This is a genomic window from Pseudoalteromonas sp. S1650 (genome assembly GCF_005887195.1).
Classification (GTDB): Bacteria; Pseudomonadota; Gammaproteobacteria; order Enterobacterales; family Alteromonadaceae; genus Pseudoalteromonas; species Pseudoalteromonas simplex.
Window position 1 is genome coordinate 47,375 of sequence record NZ_PNDF01000038.1, and the last position, 19,185, is coordinate 66,559.

22 protein-coding genes and 1 pseudogene are annotated in these 19,185 nt (G+C 37.3%); 13 read left to right on the forward strand and 10 right to left on the reverse strand.

Annotation, left to right across the window (positions count from 1 at the left end):
* Window positions 1-122: 122 nt before the first annotated feature.
* Both CWB80_RS12835 and CWB80_RS12840 read left to right on the forward strand, forming a co-directional pair.
* Window positions 123-1,100 (forward strand): catalase family peroxidase, encoded by a 978-nt coding sequence (locus tag CWB80_RS12835; RefSeq protein ID WP_138600056.1) that lies wholly within the window; start codon window positions 123-125, stop codon window positions 1,098-1,100.
* Between the two features lie 186 nt (window positions 1,101-1,286).
* Entirely contained in the window at window positions 1,287-1,736 is a 450-nt protein-coding gene (locus CWB80_RS12840) for a GNAT family N-acetyltransferase (protein WP_138600057.1), read from the forward strand.
* Window positions 1,737-1,873: 137 nt separating this feature from the next.
* Here the strand turns inward: CWB80_RS12840 and CWB80_RS12845 are convergent, their stop codons facing one another.
* Together CWB80_RS12845 and CWB80_RS12850 are read right to left on the reverse strand one after the other, a co-directional pair.
* Complete coding sequence (locus tag CWB80_RS12845; protein WP_138600058.1) at window positions 1,874-2,941, reverse strand: hypothetical protein; 1,068 nt, start codon at window positions 2,939-2,941, stop codon at window positions 1,874-1,876.
* 121 nt (window positions 2,942-3,062) lie between these two features.
* Window positions 3,063-3,599 carry a DUF4145 domain-containing protein gene (locus tag CWB80_RS12850; RefSeq protein ID WP_249362574.1) on the reverse strand — a complete coding sequence of 179 codons (537 nt, stop codon included), beginning with the start codon at window positions 3,597-3,599 and terminating at the stop codon, window positions 3,063-3,065.
* A 423-nt stretch (window positions 3,600-4,022) separates the two neighbouring features.
* Here CWB80_RS12850 and CWB80_RS12855 point away from each other — a divergent pair, with 423 nt between their 5' ends.
* The 4 genes from CWB80_RS12855 (at window position 4,023) to CWB80_RS12870 (ending at window position 6,356) form a co-directional block, all read left to right on the forward strand.
* On the forward strand, window positions 4,023-4,487 hold the full coding sequence (locus tag CWB80_RS12855; RefSeq protein WP_138600060.1) for a nuclear transport factor 2 family protein: 465 nt from the start codon (window positions 4,023-4,025) through the stop codon (window positions 4,485-4,487).
* Window positions 4,488-4,732: 245 nt separating this feature from the next.
* On the forward strand, window positions 4,733-5,119 hold the full coding sequence (locus CWB80_RS12860) for a hypothetical protein (RefSeq protein WP_138600061.1): 387 nt from the start codon (window positions 4,733-4,735) through the stop codon (window positions 5,117-5,119).
* 250 nt (window positions 5,120-5,369) lie between these two features.
* The gene (locus CWB80_RS12865) at window positions 5,370-5,603 is read left to right on the forward strand and encodes a hypothetical protein (protein ID WP_138600062.1); all 234 of its coding nucleotides are present in this window, start codon (window positions 5,370-5,372) and stop codon (window positions 5,601-5,603) included.
* Between the two features lie 324 nt (window positions 5,604-5,927).
* Window positions 5,928-6,356: a hypothetical protein gene (locus CWB80_RS12870; RefSeq protein WP_138600063.1), complete on the forward strand. Its 429-nt coding sequence runs from the start codon at window positions 5,928-5,930 to the stop codon at window positions 6,354-6,356.
* A gap of 339 nt (window positions 6,357-6,695) precedes the next feature.
* On the opposite strand, the gene CWB80_RS12875 is transcribed toward CWB80_RS12870, so the two are convergent.
* Complete coding sequence (locus tag CWB80_RS12875; protein WP_138600064.1) at window positions 6,696-7,415, reverse strand: SDR family oxidoreductase; 720 nt, start codon at window positions 7,413-7,415, stop codon at window positions 6,696-6,698.
* Between the two features lie 175 nt (window positions 7,416-7,590).
* On the opposite strand from CWB80_RS12875, the gene CWB80_RS12880 reads away from it, so the two are divergent.
* Window positions 7,591-8,511, forward strand: a complete 921-nt coding sequence (locus CWB80_RS12880; protein WP_054554695.1) for a LysR family transcriptional regulator — start codon at window positions 7,591-7,593, stop codon at window positions 8,509-8,511.
* A gap of 110 nt (window positions 8,512-8,621) precedes the next feature.
* The gene (locus tag CWB80_RS12885) at window positions 8,622-9,089 is read left to right on the forward strand and encodes a zinc-ribbon domain containing protein (protein ID WP_138600065.1); all 468 of its coding nucleotides are present in this window, start codon (window positions 8,622-8,624) and stop codon (window positions 9,087-9,089) included.
* A 161-nt stretch (window positions 9,090-9,250) separates the two neighbouring features.
* On the opposite strand, the gene CWB80_RS12890 is transcribed toward CWB80_RS12885, so the two are convergent.
* The 6 genes from CWB80_RS12890 to CWB80_RS12915 form a co-directional block, all read right to left on the reverse strand.
* Window positions 9,251-9,694 carry a ferritin-like domain-containing protein gene (locus tag CWB80_RS12890; protein ID WP_138600066.1) on the reverse strand — a complete coding sequence of 148 codons (444 nt, stop codon included), beginning with the start codon at window positions 9,692-9,694 and terminating at the stop codon, window positions 9,251-9,253.
* A 185-nt stretch (window positions 9,695-9,879) separates the two neighbouring features.
* Complete coding sequence (locus CWB80_RS12895) at window positions 9,880-10,818, reverse strand: LysR family transcriptional regulator (protein WP_054554698.1); 939 nt, start codon at window positions 10,816-10,818, stop codon at window positions 9,880-9,882.
* Between the two features lie 16 nt (window positions 10,819-10,834).
* Entirely contained in the window at window positions 10,835-12,559 is a 1,725-nt protein-coding gene (gene aceK, locus CWB80_RS12900) for a bifunctional isocitrate dehydrogenase kinase/phosphatase (protein ID WP_054554699.1), read from the reverse strand.
* A gap of 91 nt (window positions 12,560-12,650) precedes the next feature.
* Window positions 12,651-13,130, reverse strand: a complete 480-nt coding sequence (locus CWB80_RS12905) for a DUF4124 domain-containing protein (RefSeq protein WP_138600067.1) — start codon at window positions 13,128-13,130, stop codon at window positions 12,651-12,653.
* A 75-nt stretch (window positions 13,131-13,205) separates the two neighbouring features.
* Window positions 13,206-14,699, reverse strand: coding sequence for a DUF3413 domain-containing protein (locus CWB80_RS12910; RefSeq protein ID WP_138600068.1), 1,494 nt, complete (start codon window positions 14,697-14,699; stop codon window positions 13,206-13,208).
* 5 nt (window positions 14,700-14,704) lie between these two features.
* A complete protein-coding gene (locus CWB80_RS12915) occupies window positions 14,705-14,917 on the reverse strand; it encodes a YejL family protein (protein ID WP_036967930.1) in 213 nt (70 codons plus the stop codon).
* A 63-nt stretch (window positions 14,918-14,980) separates the two neighbouring features.
* Here CWB80_RS12915 and yejK point away from each other — a divergent pair, with 63 nt between their 5' ends.
* From yejK to CWB80_RS12940, 5 genes are all read left to right on the forward strand, one after another.
* Window positions 14,981-15,997, forward strand: coding sequence for a nucleoid-associated protein YejK (gene yejK, locus CWB80_RS12920; protein WP_138600069.1), 1,017 nt, complete (start codon window positions 14,981-14,983; stop codon window positions 15,995-15,997).
* A 382-nt stretch (window positions 15,998-16,379) separates the two neighbouring features.
* The gene (locus tag CWB80_RS12925) at window positions 16,380-16,868 is read left to right on the forward strand and encodes a DUF4760 domain-containing protein (RefSeq protein WP_138600070.1); all 489 of its coding nucleotides are present in this window, start codon (window positions 16,380-16,382) and stop codon (window positions 16,866-16,868) included.
* 72 nt (window positions 16,869-16,940) lie between these two features.
* Window positions 16,941-17,390 carry a DUF3291 domain-containing protein gene (locus tag CWB80_RS12930; RefSeq protein ID WP_138600071.1) on the forward strand — a complete coding sequence of 150 codons (450 nt, stop codon included), beginning with the start codon at window positions 16,941-16,943 and terminating at the stop codon, window positions 17,388-17,390.
* On the forward strand, window positions 17,391-17,903 hold the full coding sequence (locus tag CWB80_RS12935) for a GNAT family N-acetyltransferase (RefSeq protein ID WP_138600072.1): 513 nt from the start codon (window positions 17,391-17,393) through the stop codon (window positions 17,901-17,903).
* Complete coding sequence (locus tag CWB80_RS12940) at window positions 17,903-18,769, forward strand: PhzF family phenazine biosynthesis protein (protein WP_138600073.1); 867 nt, start codon at window positions 17,903-17,905, stop codon at window positions 18,767-18,769. The genes CWB80_RS12935 and CWB80_RS12940 overlap by 1 nt, the downstream gene beginning before the upstream one ends.
* Window positions 18,770-18,828: 59 nt before the next feature.
* Here CWB80_RS12940 and CWB80_RS12945 read toward each other — a convergent pair.
* Window positions 18,829-19,185 (reverse strand): annotated as a pseudogene (locus tag CWB80_RS12945) (ribonuclease E); the annotation flags it as partial.

Sequence of the window (19,185 nt, forward strand, 5' to 3'; positions counted from 1 at the left end):
TATTCTAAGTTTATTAAATGTTTGTAGCGTTTTTGTTGGTAAAAATATTTATTAACTTTGGTGAAATCATTTTGAAGTTTATCTGGTCATTTTTGTCGGAACTAAGTTTAAAGGATGGATAAATGATAAAAATTACGTCTTTAGTTTGTGCAATGTGTCTTGTTTTACCGACAGCAAGTTTTGCTGAGCAATCAGTAAACGGGCAAGATTTTATTAATTTATTCGAAAAGCTTTCAGGTAAGCAACCCGGAATCAGAAAAGGTCACGCCAAAGGGGTGTGCGCTGTCGGCACATTTACACCTAATCAAGCTGCAAAGCAGTATTCAATTAGCCCTTTATTTAATGCGCCATCAAAAGCAAATATTCGTTTTTCTATGGGCGGTGGTAACCCTCAAGCTGATGAAACATCACGCTCGCCGCGAGGAATGGGGGTGCAGTTTTTACTAGAAAATGGTGATGTGCACAATATTGCAGGGCTAACAACGCCTGTATTTGCAGGGAACAGCCCAGAAGCGTTTTTTGGTTTGCTAAGTACATTAGTACCTGACGAAAAAACTGGGCAAATAGATTTTGCAAAAGTAAAAGCATACAGAGAGCAAAACCCGAGTACATTAGGGCAATTTAATTGGCTGCAAAGCCATAACCCGCCAGCATCTTATGTGTCTTCACGTTATTTTGGTGTGCATACCTTTTACATGGTTGATGAAAAGGGCGCTAAGCATGCCTTTAGATGGACCATGGTGCCAGAAGAGCCAGAGCAGGTGCTAACAGAAGAGCAAATGAAAACCTTCCCTAAATCATTTCTGGCTATGCGACTTGAAGAGGATTTAGCAAAAGGGAAGATTCATTATCGTTTTCAGGCTGAATTAGCTGAGCACGGTGATGCATTAACGGACCCTTCAGTACGATGGCCTGCTGATCGCAAAACAATTAATTTAGGAAAGCTCAGCATAGAATCGACAGGTGACTCAGGCTGCGACCTCACAAATTATGACCCAAACCTACTATCTAAAGGCTTTATGCCGAGTGATGACAAAGTACTTAAATTACGCTCAACAGCTTATGCAATTTCATTTGCAAAGCGTTTAACGGGTCAATAAATAAAACTAAATCGCTTGGCGGTGCTCCCGATTATTTGATTACCAAATAAACTTGGTGGTTTAACGACCAAGCGATTTTAATGTAAAAGTTGTCGTATATAGTTAAAGTCATATTTTTCAATTATGTATTGTTTTTATTCACTTTACCCATATCTATACATTTACTGAAAAAATAAAGGGAATTTTATGAATGTAACTTTGCGTGATGTTACGAAGGATAATTGGCTAGATGTAATTCACTTAGAAATAACTAAAGAGCAAGAGGATTACGTAGCGTTAAATTCAGAGTCTATCGCTGAATCAAGCTTTTATTCCCATTATGTTAATCGAGCAATATATCGTGAAGATGAGGTTGTCGGTTTTATTCAATATTACCAAGAGCTTGAAGAAGGGCTACCTGATGAGTTTTACATTGCTCAGTTTATGGTTGATGTAAAATATCAAGGCCAAGGTATAGGTAAAATCGCAACAGAATTAGTAATTAACGAGATGAAAAAAATTCCAGAATGTAAAAAAATAACCATACTCTACATGCCTGGCCACCATACGATGCGAAAATTTTATTCTCAGTTTGGTTTTGTGGTTACCGAAGAGGACGATGAAGACGGTGTTGTAATGGAACTTGATGTTAAATAGCTGGAACGCTCTTTTTTGGACATAAATAAGTTAGATTCGACAGACGACTCTATGCCAAAAGCGGACGGTGGTAACGCCTCAATAACCGGCGCAGCTTTGCTGCGTCCGGCGCCGAAGGGGCGTAGTTAATTGACTTGTTAGCGCCACTTCAATTTTGATGCTTCAAATATTAACTTGTCGTAAATTTGTTTTTGATATAGAGCATCAGAAAATGGGGTGAGCTCTGATGACTCTACATTGGATAAAGAATCAATCACAAATATAACTCCATTGACATTCTTTCCCCAGTACTGGTTAACTAATTTTCTATCTTCGCTTGGCAATTCAGATAGTTTTTTAGAATTAAAGGTAATTAAACGAGTTGCCCTTTCATTTATTTGAGCAACCTCTTTATATGAGTTTCTTGGTATTTCTAATTTCAAGTCAACATAGTTTCCGGAACCTATATATACACGAAAAAGCCCGGGGCGCTTAATTGATACACTTGCATTTCCAGAGTTGGTTATTGATGCAGTTATGTAGTATTTTGAATTTTTTGAATTTAGATCTTGTATATATGAATCAATTTCTTCACTTAGTTTACTGAATTTCTCATACAGAGAAATCTGGCCTTTTCTCGTTTCCTCAAGCTCATTGGTAATATGTATAGTTATCTTATTTTTTAAATTATCAAAATACTTCACATCTTTGTTGGGTTCACCATATTTTTTCTCGTGTCCTTCCCGATCAAGCTCGTCATAATAGTACGAGAATGAAATTTCTCTAATTTTTCTAGAGCTAAGCCTCAATGACTCAGTATCTTTAATTTCTTCGACATCTTTTTCTAAAGAAGTCACTCGTTTCGGATAAGATTCTAGATTAGATCTTGTTTTTTCTAAGAATAATTCAATTTTTTCTGGGGTGAACTGTATTTTCTTTAAATCATCATTAAATATATCGCTATCATCTTGAGCTGCGAATAACTGCTCGAACCCAGCTCTTACATCTCTACTGTTTACTTCCGACATCAATTTTAGTAAATCTGGAGGTATAACCACCGACTCATCTCTATTGATTCTTTTTTCAATAGAAATAACATCAATTCCTAGTTTTGGAGTTTCAACCCAAAATACTTGCCATAATGGAATGCTGATAGCAATCAATGACCCGACAATTACGCCAGATAATGCAATCCAATGATCCTTAGTAAATTTTAAATTAATCATTTAGCCCATCCTTTTCTGGTCATTACGACTCGCTAACGCCCGATTAACGGGTAAAAAATTGTGGGCTAAAATTGAGCGAAGCGAATAGCCCGCAAGTTTTTTATCCCTGTTTAATTGCTTGTTAGGCATTCTTTAAACTGTCTTCGAGTTTATTTAGCAAAGAATCAGATCTCATTAGAATTAGCTCAGCTTCTTCAGAATCAATTGTTTGCCCATGCGCAGCTGCATTACCTAACTTTACGATTTCCAGTAGAGCTTCCGATAGCGGTTTACTTATCACGTTATCGTTAGCGAGGACTTGCAATCTAATAGACAGAGAATAACTTTTACGGCCTAAGTCAGATTGATACTTCCTGATTGTTTTTTCAATCTCAACTCTGAGAGCCACAAAGGCTAACGAGGAGTTTACACCCGCGTATTTGGGTGTAGTAGTTTTATCTTCAGGTACGGCATCTTCAACCTTTTTTAGAACATCCTTTAGTTCAACTTTAATACCGCCAGGTAATTCAAGAGATTTTAAGTAAGGAAATAACCAAGGTAGACTGGCTAGAACTAAAAGAACAATCGTAATTGCATCAACAGTTATTTTCTCAACAAATAAGTGCGCACCTGCCAATGCAATAAATAAGATTGAAATTAAGATACCTAAAATTTTCACTAAACTTCCTTGAATGCCTAACATGTTTATAGCGAGCAAATTGCGCGTTTTTCTTATTGGTTTATTTTTAACAAACTTGTTAACTAATTGCTAGTGTTATAAAAATCTAGTCGTGCTAGCTTTTTAACTGTATAAAACGAGCGAAAGGGTCGTTTCTTGATTATGCGAGCCATTGAACTAAGGCTGTATATATATAGTTTTAGTTCAAAGAAATGAAAATTTAAGCGTGAAAATAAAATTGTTAATCTAGTCAAATTTATGTGTAATGGATACATTATAAGCGCTGAGCATTACAGGGAGCTGTAGTATGAACAACACCCACTTAACTAACCGAGCATGTAGCAACTCAGCTCAACAAACTATTATGCAACGCAAACAACGTGTCGTATAAATACCATAATGTTAGGCATACAAGGAAAGTTCGTGAAAAAATCTATATTAGTGTTAATTTGTTTTCTTTTTTCATTTACTAGTAATGCAAATGACCAATTCACTTCAGAGCAATTAATTGAGAAAGCTAAAGCATTTGTAGCTGCAAAAAATGCGCGTCAACAGCCAAAAACAACCATTAAAGAAATAGACTATCTTATCTCGTTGCTAGCCGATGATTTCATTGATGAACACGTCAAATTTAAATTTGTTTATTCAGATAAATCAAAACTCCGTGAGGATATGATAAGTAAGCTAAATGATGAAGTTATCTATAGTTCAATCGAAATAAATGAGATTATGGTTGGCGCTGACGTAGTTTTTGTAAAAATGACTGAATCAGGTAAAGTTAAGCCAGCTCATTTAAACAAAACTATCGAGTACACTAAAACCAATATTGTTTCACTTGAGTTTAACCAATTAGGTTTAATTAAACATATCCGGCGTCATCACGGGTAATTGGAAGCTAGCAAAGTGAAAAAGAATTAGGGCGTCTAAATATTGGCTAGATGTCCGTCCCTCAGTGATTTTAGCTAACATTAATACATTTTCTATGATGTAGTTATGTCTTAAGTGATTAGTATAGAAATCTCTAAAATAAGTTTTTTACATAGCTTTCAATGAGTATTACAGCACTGTGTATAGGCTAACGGAGCAAGGTTTGGCTAAAGTCAAAACATAAAAATTTATTTAAAGGTAATAAAGTGAACATCAAGTATATGTTATTGCTCGTTATAGTTTTCTTTAGCTTAGGCTGTACTACTTCTGGTCAGCTTTATTATGTTGATACTGAAGGCAATGAAAAGCTTGCTTGTGACGTAGAGTTTATTGGTATGCCAAGTGTCGATAAATTTGCTGTTGAATATGCTTTAAGCCTTTGTGCCAAAAGTATTGTCAAGAAAGGCGGAGTGATAAAAGAAGAGCATCTTTTATCGATTGATACAGCTATTCCCTTAGCTCCGTGTGAAAAGGCTTGGACACATGAACTAGTTAAGCAGCAATATCAGTCTAATAATTTAACTAAGAAAGAGTATGGGTATATTGTTGCTAATATAGACCTAGGTTTGGCTACAGTGAATAAGTGCACATAAATGTTACTTAAAAGGACGTGAAATGCTTGGCTTTACTCATTGTGTTCATTATTTTAGCCAACTATTAAATGCTGGCATCATGTTTTCACGGAGTAGTGGTGAATTAAGGAAACTGGGATGGCGCAATTTTTAAAGCTTGCCATTGGTAGGCTTTGGAGTGAGTGTTATAACTCTGGTGATGGGTCGCTCAGCTTCACATATAAGCCAAACATCAAGCAGTCGCTGAATAGAGTATTATGAAGAAATTGTTATGGATTATATTGTTCTTTTAGGCTTTGGAATTGGCGGATTGTATATTTACTTTGCTCCAACAAAGAAGTTGTTAAAAATTGATTTTGGTTTAGCTAAAATATATTACAGGAGAGCCAAGGACAAAGGTGTTGGTTTAAATAAAGCACGCGAGCATTACAACAAGCTAGGTAAAGCTTTTGTTTTTGTGTCGATAACGGGGATTTTAATAAAGCTATTCTTTGTTTTATTATAGTCAGTAACATAACAAGCTACCTAAAGAGGTAGTAAAACTTTGCCTACGCTACTTTATTGAGTATTTTAGCGAAGCATTTTTGCCATTTAGGTGAGAATTATAAATCATGGAAGGTTTTGTGAAATTAAAAAGTTTTGACGTCTTCTTAATAATTCTTTCTTCTAACGTCTTGGCTTGAATCTCGATGGAGAGTTTAAGTTTTTATTAAAGTAAGCTTATAGCTATATGTCATCTAAAGAAATTTATGTTGATATCCCCAACAAATTGAATGATAAATAGTGTTTACCAAATTCTTGCAATGGCGTTTTACTTTCAGGAGATACAGTGAGATTTCTAGTATTTTTACTTTCATTAACTCCCTTGTTTAGTCTTGCTTGTTCGACTGAAAATACGAGTGGGTTATCAGCTTTTAAAACTCAAAGTATTTACGGTGAGATATCGCATATAGAAGTTTACTACCCTTTGGATTACGGCGACGCTCAAGCTTTTCGAGCTGAAATTTCGTTTGAAAGCAATTTTGATCAACCTGTATTAACTGTTCCCACATTTGTTAATGAACCATTGGATCTAGAACACAGTCCAGAATTGAGACCTTATAGAGTTTCAACTTTCCAGCTTGCTACTAATATGCTAGATAAAGCTTCTATAGCCATTTATTATAAGTTTCCGAAAAGAGATGATGGTTTAATAACATTTTGTATGGGACCAAGAGTGATATACAAAATAAGTGACTTACCTGAAAAGTCTCTATAACAAACACATTAATAAATGAATGTTTATAGGCTAGCTTATGTTTACAGAACGTTAACTTTAGCCAGTCATAGAGCATAAAGTGTTTTATAATTTTGATGGCATTAAATGATCTAACAGTAATTTTTCTCACCTTGAGCGAGATTATTTTTCTGATTAGGGCTAGTTAGAGGTTTTCGAACACTTACCGATTTTACTTTTAGTTTAGTTGATTGATTCGTTTAAAATGAAAATTACGCAATGATGAACACCCCATCAACTTGAGCCCTTGTCGATGGGATGTTTAGTTTTATTACTCAATGAGTGAATTGGCGTACATTAAACTTTTAGGTTATTGCTAGATTAAGGTTGTTGACGGGTAGGAGCAATCTGTAACTCACGAAAACACACATGTTGTGGTTGCTCTTGAATAAATAGCGCAGCACGAGCGATATCATCAGCAATTAGTACCCCACCCATAGCTTTTTTCCATTCGTTGTAACCTGCTTTTATATCATCAGATGTTGTGTGGCCAAGCAATTCTGTCTCAACGGCACCAGGGCAAATACTTGTTACGCGTACCCCAAAGTCGGCCACTTCTTCTCGAACATTTTCTGTAATTGCTGATACGGCGAACTTTGAGCCGCAATAAGCTGCATGATTAGCAAATGTCTTTTTACCAGCTATTGAACTAACGTTAATTATGGTGCCACTATTACGTTTTTTCATAGCAGGTAAAACAGCTTGCATACCATTTAGTAATGCTAAAACATTAACATCGAACATTTTTTGCCATTCAGTAGACTCTTGTGTATCTATTTGGCCCAATAACATGACACCTGCATTATTAATTAAGCACTCAACAGGGCCGTATTGTGCCTCAGCTTTTTCTATAGAATTAGAAAACGCTTCTTTATCAGTAACATCTACCTGTTCACAGATGCAATTTTGAAGATTCAAAGCCTTTAATTTTTCAACTCGTCTTGCAACAAGTAAGAGTGGGTAACCGGCTTCGCTAAAGTGCTTAGCAATAGCTTCACCAATGCCTGAACTTGCTCCAGTAATCACTACTAACTTTTTCATTTATTACTCCTCTAGGTGAAATTAATTTAAGTTTTAACTATCTATTTCTAATGATGTTTTTCTGAAGCTTATTTTATTTATTAAAGATTTGATGATATATAGTCATTAATTCACAATACTGTTTACAGATTTGAGCGAATCTATGTGGTTAAGTTGATTTTAATGGGTATAAAACATGAAAAAAGACATCAATTATGCTGATATCAATAGCTTTCTTATTTTGGTCGAAGAGGGAAGCTTTACAAAAGCAGCCAATAAATTAATGTGCTCTCGCTCACAAATTTCTAAACAACTATCTCAATTAGAGGCTGGTCTAGGTGTCAGTTTGTTAGTTAGGACGACGCGTACGCAACATTTAACACCATCTGGTGAGCTTTTTTACGATAAATGTAAAAAAGCTTTTGAGCGCATTGAACATGCTATAGATATAACATCAGATACTGCGTCACATACATCAGGTGAAATTAGAATAAATTGTGTCGGGGGGTACATTGGTGAAAATGTTATTGGCCCAATGGTTACTGATTTTATGCAGAAGTACCCACAAATTAATGTTGTGTTAGATTTTAGTAGTCGAAGAGTCGACTTAGTAGCAGGCGAATTTGATTTTGTATTCAGAATGGGAGACTTAACAGATTCATCATTAATCGCAAGAAAGTTAACTGAGCTTACAATAGGCATTTATGCGAGCCCAGAGTACATTAAAAAGCATGGAGAACCATTAAACCCAAAAGATTTAATTAATCACAAGTGTATAGCAGGTTCATTGAATACATGGACTCTATTAAGTGAGCATACAAATGAGAAGCAAGAGGTCATCGTCCAAGGTGATCTTGAGTGCAAAAATGGCAAAGTAATGGTGTACTCTGCATTGCGTGGTAATGGCATAATCCGAGTTCCAGAAGTTTACTGTAATTCGGAGTTAAATGACGGCACCTTGATCCCTGTTTTTAAGCATTGGCACCCTAAGGCAACGCCATTCTATTTGGTCTTTTTACGAGATAAACATCAACCAATGAGAATAAAAGTATTTAAAGAGTTTGTTTATAAAAACTTTATGCATTATCTAAATGGTGGCTCTGGCTCAAATTGCTAGCTCAGCTATTTTTAAGTGACATAGTTTACTGAATTTAGCAAAAGGGCTAATTGACAAGAAACTTTGGGCAACAAGACTGGTAGCTGTCAAGAATAAGGAAAGAGTTGTTTATGTCACCTTATGTAAATCATCCCCGTTATGGGTGTAAGCCGATTCGATCTGGATACCAATACTCTGTAACAGAAATAAAAAATTCTTATTGGCGATATAAACACGTTAAGTTTCTCGTTGGGACAGCTATACCTGCTAATACAGAGAAACAGAATTATGGGGTTTATCCGAGGGAGAAATACATTGATATAGAAGAGTTGTGTGAGGTATGTAATAGACCTTTTATTTTCTTTGCCTTGGAGCAAAAGTATTGGTTTGAGGTACTCAGATTTTATATTGATGCGCACTGCACAAAGTGTATTGATTGCCGTAAAAATGAACAAAAACTAAAGAGGTTACAAAAGTCTTATTGTGATTTAGTTACAAATAAAAACAGGACTTCAAAACAAAATGAAACATTAAAAAAATTGTTTGTAGAGTTAACTAGGCTCGGAATAATCAAACATAAAAATAACCCTAGTTTTTGAGATAAACTTTAACAATCAATTACGGAAACATTGCTACCTGGTAGATTAGATTTACGCTTAATATGGCAATTATAGGGATTTAGTTACAGAGTCTAGGGATGATATTTAACTATTCTAACAATATAAAAGCCCAGCTTAACTGGGCTTTGCACTCTCACAATTTAATGCTTTTTCATTTTACTCATTTCAGCATGACAACTTTGAATTGTCAGTAGGGTTTTTGATAACGCGGCTTCACAATCATGGGGTTGTGGCTTTTTAAGCGCGTGCTTGATTTCGGCTAGTGTTTTATCTTCAACTTCTTCAAGCTCGCTAATATAGGTGGCGTTTTTGTCGGCACCGAGTTTGGTGATTACTGATGTATAAGCTTTACGCGCTTCTACAGCAAAATCAGAGCCATTTTCGCGCTCGCCATTTTCGTTAATAGCATAAGGTTGTAAGCGTTCAACACTTACTTTACGCGCATCTATCATGCGTTGAAATAAGGCAATTATGCTTGGGTCGGTTACTTTTTCCTGTGCTTTTTCATAAAAATCGATACCGCTATTCATAACTTGGATGATATCTGCAATATGATGAACGTCTTGTCCTTGATGAGTATTCATAATGACCTCTTTTTGAATATTAAAAACAATGCAATTAGATACTTGCAAAGCATATTCCAGTTCATTACTTAAATATAAAGTTATTGTATTTCAGTTGGTTATTGGTTTTTAATAGGAGGGATGCTGCTGATAAGCTAAGCTAACACTTTGCTTATCAGCAATAATTACAACTGGTTGGTAAAATCTTACTTAAGCTCGTCGGCTACTTCTGCAACCTTTTGGCGTAACCAAATATGGCTTGCATCACGGTGTAATAGCGGACTCCAAATCATATCGAGCTCAAACGGCGGAATAGGGAATGGCGGCTCAAGAATTTTAAGGCCCGGATCATCTAAATAAATATTTGCGGCTTTTGATGGTAAAGTCGCAACCAAGTTTTGTTCTTTCGCTAAGTGAATAGCTACATGGTAGTTACGGGTAAAGGTGGCAATATTACGGTGTTTACCAAAGTGAGCGAGCGCCTCATCAACCCAACCTAGCTTTTGCACATCTTTAGGGTCCATACCAACACCGACACCAAAGCCTGTCTTACTTACCCAGATATGGCGGGCTTTTAAATAGCTGTCGAGGCTGAAGTCTTTGATAATCGGGTTATCTGCTTTTACTAAGCAGCAAAAGCTGTCTTTCCAAATTTGTTTGTAGTGAAACGATTGCGGTAAGTTTTCAAAGCGGTTGATAGCCATATCTACCTTACCGTTTTCAACGTCGTGGAAGGTTACATCACTTGGGGTCAAAATATCGAGTGTTGTATCGGGCGCTTCTTCGTGTAATTTACTTAATAAGCGGGGAGCAAGGGTACTTGCTGCATAGTCACTGGCCATGATACGAAAAACACGTTTACTTTGTGATGCTTCAAATTCGCGGTTTGGGGCAAGTGTTTCTTCAAGAGTCATTAAAATGCCGCGGATCACCGGCTGTAATTCTTTTGCGCGCTCTGTGGGTACCATACCTTCGCTGGTACGCACTAAAATAGGGTCGTTAAATAAATTACGGAGCCTTTTTAAGCCATTACTCATAGCAGGTTGCGTAATGCTTAGCTGGTTAGCAGCTTTAGTGACATTACACTCCCTTAGTAAAGTATCTAGGTAAACAAGTAAGTTTAAATCTATTTTACTTATATTCATTGTGTGTCCTTGGTGTTTACCAATAATGGATAAATCGTTGTGCAGCAGGGTATGGATAAATGTGGCTAACTACACCTTGCTTATAATTGTATTGTGCTTGTCGCCAATAGGCTGGATCTTCAAGCTCTGGGTGTGTACTCAATAAATATTGCTTATACACTGGGTTTGCTGTCACAAAGGTACATAATTGCTCTGGAAACACATCTTGTGGTGCCACAGAGTAACTTTGCTCATTGGTTAAGTAATCATCGTACGACTTTGCTTTTGGTAAGGCCCGAAAGTTCATGTCTGTTAGGTACTGAACTTCATCATAGTCGTAAAAAATAATGCGATTATGTTTACTCACCCCAAAGTTTTTCAACAGCATGTCGCCCGGGAAAATATTTACGGCGATCATTTCTTTTAATGCTTGGCCATATTCTTCTATCGCCTCAAACGCTTGTTGTTCACTGGCATTTTCAAGATACAGATTTAACGGTGTCATGCGTCTTTCAATATACAAATGCTTGATGATTAACCATTCGCCTTCAATAATCATCGAAGAACCAATGGTTTTATGTAGCTCTGCAAGTAATTTACTATCAAATCGGGCTAGTGGAAATACGACGTTCGAATACTCTATGGTATCGGCCATGCGGCCAACACGGTCATGGCTTTTTACTAATTGATAGCGTTTTAATACGGTATCGCGGCCAAAGGGTTTGCTTTCTCCAAAGGTGTCTTTAATGACTTTAAACACATAACCAAACGAAGGCAGGGTAAATACCATCATCACCATACCCGGTGTACCAGGGGCAATTACAAGCTGATCGTTTGAATGATCTAAATGACTTAAAAACTCTCGGTAAAACTCGGTCTTACCTTGTTTATGAAAGCCTATTGCATTGTAAAGCTCTGCCAGGGTCTTGTTTGGCATAAGTTGATTTAAAAAGCGTACTAACGCTGATGGCGCATGGGTTTCAACCATAAAATAAGCACGGGCAAAACCAAAGATAACCCGCATTTGCGATGATTTGGTGAGTAGGGCATCGAGGTATAACCCTTTGTCTTCATGGTGTAACACCGCAATAATAAATGGCTGTACGCCACTTTCTGATACCACACGGCCAACAATATAAGCCGCTTTGTTACGATAAAAAGGGGCTTGCAGTATATCAAAACGCATTTGCCATGCTTGGTGATGTGTGTCGGGCGCTTGTTTATAAAAGGCTTTTACCAGCAAGCGAATATCGCGTTCTAAATCAACAAAGGGCGCTTTAAAGTCAAACTGATTAATAATTTTGCGTATCGTGGGTCTTAAGCCATCAACAACAGGGTGGTAACTGCGGTATTCAACTTCCATTGGAAGTGCGGGGGCATCTGCAAGCGTCGCTTTTACAAAGATAAAGTCATTATTAAAATAACGACGATGAAATAAACGACAAAAAACAGAGTTGTAAAAGGTTTCGGCAAGTTCTGCCTGAGGGTGGAAGCGCAAAAATTGCTGATAAAGCTGTTTGGTTTCGAGCCAGCAGGTTTGATCTAAGGTAATAATTTGCTGTTCGTTGAGCGACTTGAGCTTAGCAATGGTTTCGTTAACCCGATCATCGTAATGGCTAATTCTAAGTTTGCTAATCTCATTTATTTTTTGCCAATCACGATGGGCAAACGCAAGTGGTGCTTTGGCTGTAATTGCTTGAAAGAGTTTATAGTGATTGCGAAACCCAGATAAAATTAACTCTGCAATGTGTTGTGGCTGCATATAAACTCCTTACTAATACCAACATAGAGCAATAACTCTATTGGTGTTAAGAATATGTTATTTATTCTTCAAACCCAATAGTAAAGTGTATTTAATTATAGCGAGCGAGTTTTTTCTCAAGTTTTGCGAGTTTTTTATTAACGCTTTTTACGTCGCGCCCGTATTGCTTGTTAATTGCTTTTAGCTGCTTGTTGATGTCTTTACTAATTTGCTTTGCTTCTTTGTCAGACAAAATTCGGTTTAAGCGCTGCTCTTGCTGGTACTGAGCTCGGTCTCGATCACGGCTTAAAATATCTAAACGGTGTTTATAGCTGCGAATTTCAGCTTCGAGGTTTCTGATAATTTGCTGGCGCTCAAGCTCGTTGAGCTCTTTAACAAAGTTTTGCGGTGCTTGTAAGTCAGGATCGGTTACTTGAATTTTATGCTTGGTTGCACGGCTACCACAGGGGAGCTCACTAAATACGGTGCCTCTGTCTGTGACACATTTATAGTATTCTGTGGTGGCAGCAAGTGATGTGTTGGTAAAACAAACTAGTGTAAGTGATATTAGATAAATGATTATGGCTTTCATGACGTCCGTGTCTCCTAATCAAATAAGGTGTCTAATATCTAAAGCTAGCTCGAAATAATGATTTATCAATAAGAGCTAGGGCGTATATCGTTTCAGCTTTTTAATGCTTTGCACTAAGAATGGAATATCTAGGCCTTGTTCAATTGCAAAGCCTTGTGCAGCTGAAATGTTTTTAAAGTTACCATCTGAATCAATCAGGGTAATTCTGTCTTTTTTAAATGCGATGAACACATTTTGCGAGTAATTAACACCGGTGTCGTCATGGCGCTTGTATAAGTTACTGCCTAACATGCTTTGTTTAGCTAGGGTTTTGCAACCTAAATAATGGCCTACGCTGGTGGCGATAATATCGCTTGGCTGAATAAGGCCTTCGGTTTGTACAACTTTTTTATCTGAGCTGTATAAACGAGAGGCTGTAACAATACCATTGCTCTGCTGTGCAAGACTAAAGGCAAACACGGCATTGGCTGATTCGCGAGCTTGTGTTTTAGCGTCTGCACGTACAAGGCGAACCGCTGGGTTTTGGTCGTCGTTATTAATAAATTCGAATTGCTCAAAACCATTAATTTGAATTGAGCGATTATCAGCAAGCCACACAGGCAGTTGCTGTTTGTCTAGAATAGGGGCTTTGTAAAATGCTGGCAGGCCATACACTAAACTAAATAACGTATCTTCGGTTTCTACAGGTTGTAAGAACAAGTCTGTTTTACGTAATGCTGGCTCAGTGGCAACAAATTGTTCAAGGTCAGCATTATTTTCAAATACTAAAATATCGATAGTCACACTCGACTCAGCTTTACACTCGGCAAGTGGAGTAGGTGCTAAGTAATCGATATTATGTGGGTCAAGCCTCACATCGTGCGCTTCTTTGTAGCTTTCTAAATCAAGCAAATCGTTTTTAGCTAATAAGCTTTTTGCTGTTGTAGGGTAAGACAACGGCAATACATTATCTTGTTTAGTGATATCAAATTTTAAATTGGCATCTGCCCAAATATGAATACTGTGGCTAAGTGCAAAGCACACTAAAATAGTGCTGGTTGCATAGCGCGGGAACTTATATTGCTTTAAACGCGCTAGGTGGTGCCACGTATAGTTACTGACTAATAACTGGAACGCTAAAATTAGCAGCACAATGCCGCCCGCAAGAATCGTTGTTAATGCCGGTGAGTTTGTTAAGCGGTGCCACAACAAAGAAACGATTTCAGGTAGCGCAGACGTGTTTAAGTGATAACCCAAGTTAAAATAAACATAGGCATCAAGCGTTAAGAATGACGCGCCGAGGGTTGCAATAATGGCTGCCATCCCTCGGATATGCCGAGGGTATGGAAACACTAAACTTAATGGAAATATCGTTAAAACAAAGGCAATAAAAGTAATAAAGCTGGTGTGGCTTAACCAGGTCACGAGCATATATACATAACCCATGAAGGTAGTCGGTGCACTGTCTGCAACTAAGTAGCTTAAGCTAATAAATAGCACTAACCCTATGTTTGCAAAGGTGAACCAATGGCCCCAACTTAAAAGCTGACTTACTTTTGAAGAAAACTGACTTTGTTGCGATAAATTCATAAATCTTATTTAACCGACTGTGCTAATGCTTTTGCAAAGTTGTCGGCAACAGCTTGTCTTTTCTCTGATGGTACATGCTCTTTTAAAATATGCGTGATAGAATTTCCTAAACACATAAGGCTTAAATCAACAGGCGCTTTGTGCTCTGTTAGTACATCAATCAGCTGATCAACGATTTGTTCTACTTGCTCATTAGAATATTTTGATATGATAGGCATCAGTTGGTTCGATAAAAAGAGTTATATTCCCGTATTTTAACACCAGAGGCGTGAAAAACAAAGATGACAATAGATGTTAAAAAATTAGTCGTTCATTATGTAGACAAAAAAGATGACGATACAGATATTCATTTACGCAATGATGAGATGGTTGTTAACGATAAAGTAGCCGTTTTTATAGAGCAGCTACACCATGCATATAATGGTAAGCCTGGTAAAGGCTACTGTGCATTCAGCGGCGAGAAAAACAGCATTGTTGCTTCGGCAATGCAAAGTTACCGTAACGACGAACTTGGCTTTTGGCACATGACAGAGCAAGCAACGAATGTGCTAAAAGAAGAGTTAAATAAGTATGCCTTTAACGAAACGGGTTATTTAGTTTTTTGCCATTATCAATATGTTGCAAGTGACTTTTTGTTAATTGCGATGATCAATATTAAAGAGCATTACTCAATTACTTCTGAGCTTGATTTAGCTTCATCTCGTCACTTAGATATTTCGCGTATGCAACTAGCTGCACGTGTAGATTTAACTGCGTGGGATACGCAACCAGAAGATAATCGCTATGTGTCGTTTATTAAAGGTCGTGCAGGTCGTAAAGTAGCTGATTTCTTTTTAGACTTTTTAGGCTGCGAAGAGGGCATTGATCCTAAACAGCAAAGCCAAGTTATGCTTAGTGCTGTAGAAGATTATTTATCTGAGCAACAATACGACAAGTCAGAAAAAGACGAGCTACGTAAGCAAGTTTTTGATTACTGTAATGATTGCGTAACCACAGGTGAAGATGCCAACGTTAAAGAGCTTTCTGCTACATTATCGAAAAATGACGATAGTCCATTTGAAAGTTTTTGCCAAGAACAAAACTACGATTTAGAAGAGTCGTTCCCTGTTGATAAGAAAACAGTCACTAGCATGGTGAAGTTCTCTGGCATGGGCGGCGGTGTTAGCGTGAGCTTTGAACGTAAGCATTTAGGTGAGCGCGTAATGTATAACGAAGCAACCGATACACTAGTGATCAAAGGTATTCCACCTAATCTTAAAGACCAGCTTCAGCGCTTTATGGAGCAAGACGAAAGCTAATCAGGTTCAAGCTTAAGCTTTAAGCGATAAGCCGATAGATATTATTTTTATAGCCCAGCACTTGCTGGGCTTTTTAGTTTTGGGTCCTTTAAAACACTGTCACTACAGGAAGAAACATTGCATCACTATAGTTTTGTAGCGGCAAATAGCTGTAAAGTTGTGTTAGATACTGCCAGCCTTTTCAGCAAAGATTTAGAATGGTTAAGTGAAAAGAGTTTTTATATTTTTTCTCTAATGATTAGAGGTTGTAGAGTAAAATTAAATTAATTATTTATAGCTAATATTAACTTGTTTTTTATTTTTTAATGTGGTTTTGGGTTTATTGTTAATTATATATATATTATTTTCAGGTTTCGATTAATTGCTGATGAGATGGGTGTAAATGGAAAGTTATATCGCAATTTTAATTTCGGCTGGCTTCACATCGATAATTGGTAGTATTGCTGTGATTGTCAATTTTCGAATTAACCAAAGGAATAGGAAAATAAATAACACATTACAGCTGGCTAAAGATTTTGATCAAGATCATTCATTTGTTAAGGTTAGAATGTTCATGTGGGAGAAGTTTTTAGACTTACCTAAAAATAATTATGATTGGGAAGACTTAATTATTGAATATCAATCTAACAAAAAATCACCAGAGTTAGTAAATATTACTGATAATGATTTAATAGCGCTAAATAGAGTCGCAGCTTTTTATAAAATGATAGCTGGATTAATAGAAAATAATGAAGTTGACATAAAGCTACTACGCTCTTTGTTTGGCTACAATTATAATAGGTTTTGGCAACCTTTAAGAGATAAATTCGAAACTCATACGAATAAAAATGATAGACCATTGTTTGTTAAAATTCCTGAGCTAGAGGATTGATTTTGAGCTTATGCTATAAATATGTATTGTAGAATTTATAGCAATTAAGAAATTGATGTGATTAGGAAATAAATGAAACTTGCCCAACTAAATATTGCTCTTGCTAAATACCCGTTGGATGCGCCAGAAATAAAAGATTTTGTAGATAATCTTGATTTAATAAATGGGGTGGCTGAAAACAGTGTTGGTTTTGTATGGCGATTAAAAGACGAATCAGGCGATGCCACCAATATTAAATTGTTTGATGATCCAAATATGATAATCAATATGTCTGTGTGGGAAAGCGTTGAAGATCTCAAAAAATTTATGTTTCGCACTCACCACAGAGATTTCATGCGCAGAAAAGGTGAATGGTTTCACCGCTTATCAGAAGATAGCTATGTTTTATGGTGGGTTGAAGATAAGCATATTCCAACACCTCAAGAGGCATTAGAAAGGTTGCAATATCTGCGAGATAACGGCGACACACCCTATGCTTTTACATTTAAAAGTAATTTTACGGCTGAAGATCTAAGAGGTTAAATGGCTCTTTCATTTAATACACCGAGACTAAACGTCATTGAAATAAACTCTAATACCGCTAAATTAGAGCAAACTACTTTAGTTAACGCTTTACCTTCGATATTAACACCTGCTGTAGTTGAGAATTTACCGAGTTATTTTCAGGGGATAGATTCTATAGCTGCTGCTGAAAAGTGGCTGGCTAACATGCTTAACGAGTGCCGTTTACTAATGCTGCAATCTCAACAGCAAGAAGTTGTTGGGCTTTTATTTATCTATACCGAAAAGCATGATGCTCATATCGGTTATTTGTTAGCTGAGCAATATTGGGGGCAGGGTCTTGCATTTGAATTATTGCAGGGATTTATAAACCTCGCTGGTACTCAGTCACACTGGCATAAGCTCATCGCAGGTGTTGACGAGTCAAATACACCATCAATTAAGCTTTTAAAAAAGTTGGCTTTTGAAGAGCAAGCATCTAAGGAAAATGGCATGTTGTTTTTTGAATTTAATTTAAAACAAGGCACACAATAATGACAATAACCGCATTTTTAGTTAACTCTTTTAGTGCAAATAATTCAGGCGGCAACCCAGCAGGTGTCGTGTTGAATGCAGATAAACTCACAAACGCAGAAAAACTGACGATTGCAAAAGAAATTGGCTATTCAGAAACCGCATTTGTGGCGCAAGATCATGAAGTTGATTTTGCTGTGTCATTTTTTACGACAACTGAAGAAGTTGATTTTTGTGGCCACGCAACCCTAGCTGTGTTTGCTACGCTCTTCGAACAAGGGTTATTAAAACCTGGCTATTACACTCAACGAGCAAAAGCGGGCTTGTTAGGTGTAACAATTGCCGAAGATGGGCAAATTACCATGGAGCAAGCCTTGCCAAAATACCTAGGCAACTTTGCTTATGACGACCTTGCAGGCTTATTAGGGCTTGATGAAACGACTCTTGCAGAAACTGGCTTGCCGATCGATGTAATAACTACAGGATTGCCGGATATTATAGTCGCTGTGCCGAATGGCTACTTAGATAAAATTGTTATTGATGAGGCAGCGCTTAGCGAGTTCTGCCAACAGCATAATGTGATTGGTGTGCATGCCTTTGAATTATGTGAAGAGCAAAGTGAGCTGACCGCAAGTTGCCGTAACTTTGCGCCTTTGGTTGGTATACCTGAAGAGTCAGCAACCGGTAGCGCCAGTGGCGCGCTTGCATGCTACTTATCAAAACACGTATTTGTACAGCAAGAAAACCATTTCAAGTTTGAACAAGGCCGAGCAATGGGGTGCAGTTCACATATTTCTGCCAGTGTTTATTCGGATGAGCAGGGGGTTTATAAGGTTCTTGTAGGTGGCTATGCAAATCACCTAGGTATACAAAATATTGCTTTATAAGAAGAATACATACAAAAAAGCCGCGTTATAAACGCGGCTTTTTTACTTAAGCGACTAAATTAATCAGCCGCTAAGGTTTTTGCCATATCAGCACGGGCTCTGCCAGCAGGTTTAATTGAACCTGCACGAAGGCCGCTATCTGGAATAGCTGTACGCTTGTCATGCGCCATAGCCGCTGGTGTTGGCTCTGGCTCACTATCTGCAACTGGCGTAGGTTTTGCCATTGCAGCACTTGCTGAACCTTTTACTAAAATAGTTTTTTCATTTTTAGCAGGTTCTACAGCTTTCACTGACTCTTCAGCTTGTGCTGGCTCTTCAGCTTTCACTGACTCTTCAGCTTTTACTGGCTCTTCAGCTTTAACTGGTTCTTCAGTTTTAACAGGATCTTCAGATTTATCTGTCACTTCAGCATAAAA